Source organism: Actibacterium sp. (assembly GCF_041584535.1).
GTDB lineage: Bacteria > Pseudomonadota > Alphaproteobacteria > Rhodobacterales > Rhodobacteraceae > Actibacterium_D.
Genome location: NZ_JBFHDW010000376.1, coordinates 1 through 2108, shown reverse-complemented (window position 1 = coordinate 2108; position 2108 = coordinate 1). Strand labels below are relative to the sequence as shown.

Here is a 2108-nt window from a genome sequence, read left to right as displayed (position 1 = left end):
GCGCCAGATAGGCGTCCTGAACCGAATAATCTATGGTGCTGGGCGTCTCGAAAGTGTTCACCACCGGACGATCCAACGCCAGCCCGCGCCCGCTTTCGATACACCACATTTTCACGAACTGATCGACCGGGGCAAAGATGGTGCTGCCATCCTTCAGGAACCGCTCGGCCCCTTCGCGCGACCACAGGCAGCCGGTCGAATTCAGCGGAAAAAAGAACGAGGCTAACAGGTGGATTTCCCCCTCGTCGGTCTGGAAAGACGTCAGGGATGTGGCCACCTTGTCGCCGCGCTGGCACATGTTCAGTATGTCCCAGCGGCCGCGATGATGGGTGTCCAGCCATGTCACGCACTGATCCAGAAAACCGGCGAAATCAGGGGGCAGCGACAGGTCGTCCTCAAGGATCAGACCATAGGGCGCGCCGCTGTCGAAAAACGCCTGAAGACAGGCTTTGTGGCTGAGATAGCAGGCCACCTCGCCCGAAGACAGGTGCCGGCCATAGCGGGCAATCGCCATGTCGGGGTCATAGTCGGGATGGGTGGTCAGGTCGGCGCTGCGGCCATCGACCGCGTCGAACCGTTCAACACTCAGCCCCGCCGCCGCCAGAGTCTGTTGCGCGCGCTCCAATCGGTCGGGGCTGGAGCGCAGGTTGATCAGGCGGCTAAAGATCTTGTTATTCGGCAGAATCATACCCGCACCACGATAGAGTCGTCTTGCCGCGACTCTATATTTGCGGCCAGGCGTCCACCACAGACAAATATCAGTGCCCGGCCCCCAGCACGCCGGTGCGCACCGAATAATTGGTGGCGATCTGATAATCCGGGTCATCGTCGGAATCGACCATCAACTGCCCGGCTTTGCTGAGCAATTGGTGACAATCGCGGCTGAGGTGGCGCAGGGTGACCTGCTTGCCGGCGGCCTCGTATTTGGCGGCGATGGTCTCGATCGCGGTCAGGGCCGACTGATCGGCAACGCGGCTGTCGACAAAGTCGATGATGACGCGGCCGGGGTCGTTTTCGGGGTCGAAAATCTCAAGAAAACCGGCGGCCGAGCCAAAGAACAGCGGGCCTTGAATCTGATAGACCTTGGCGCCCTCGGGCGTCGGATAGGCGCGGGCATGGATGCGCTTGGCATTGGTCCACGCATATTCCAGCGCCGAGACAATCACCCCCACCACAACCGCAATCGCAAGGTCATAGGCCACGGTGGTAAAGGTCACCAGCACGATCACCAGCGCATCGGCCATCGGAATTTTCCGCATGATGGTCAGCGACTGCCACGCGAATGTGCCGATCACCACCATGAACATCACCCCCACCAGCGCCGCCAGCGGGATCTGTTCGATCAACGGGCTGGCCGCGACGATGAACAGCAGCAGAAACAGCGCCGCCGTCAGGCCCGACAGCCGCATCCGGCCGCCGGATTTCACGTTGATCATCGATTGGCCGATCATCGCACAGCCGCCCATGCCGCCGAAAAAGCCGGTCACGACATTGGCGGTGCCCTGGGCGATGCATTCCTGACTGGCGCCGCCACGCTTGCCGGTGATTTCCCCGACAAGGTTCAGCGTCAGCAGGCTTTCAATAAGGCCGATCGCGGCAAGGATCAGCGCATAGGGAAACACGATCTCAAGCGTCTCAAGGTTCAGCGGCACCATCGGAATGTGGAATTGCGGCAGGCCACCCTCGATCGAGGCCATGTCGCCCACGCGCGGCACGTCGATGCCAAAGGCGATGACCAGACCGGCGGTAATCGCAATGCCCGCCAAAGGCGCGGGAATCGCGCGGGTCAGGCGCGGCATCACCCAGATGATCGCCATCGTCGCCGCCACCAACGCCAGCATCGTCACCAGCGGCCAGCCGGTCATCCATGTGCCGCCGACCTTGAACTGGCTCATCTGCGCCAGAAAGATCACGATCGCCAGACCGTTCACAAAGCCCAGCATCACCGGATGCGGCACCAGACGGATGAATTTGCCCAGCCGGAACACCCCGGCCAGAATCTGCATCACGCCCATCAGCACCACGGTGGCGAACAGGTATTCGACCCCGTGGCGGGCGACCAGATCGACCATGACGACCGCCAGGGCGCCGGTGGCGCCGGAGATCAT

General features: G+C 61.9%; 2 protein-coding genes. Both read right to left on the bottom strand.

The window, feature by feature from the left end; all coding sequences use genetic code 11:
• The coding region (locus ABYW26_RS13790; RefSeq protein ID WP_372605485.1) for a glycosyltransferase family 25 protein at positions 1-688 on the bottom strand (688 nt) is incomplete at its 3' end.
• Between the two features lie 70 nt (positions 689-758).
• Positions 759-2108: SulP family inorganic anion transporter (locus ABYW26_RS13785; protein ID WP_372605484.1), on the bottom strand; the 1350-nt coding region annotated here is incomplete at its 5' end.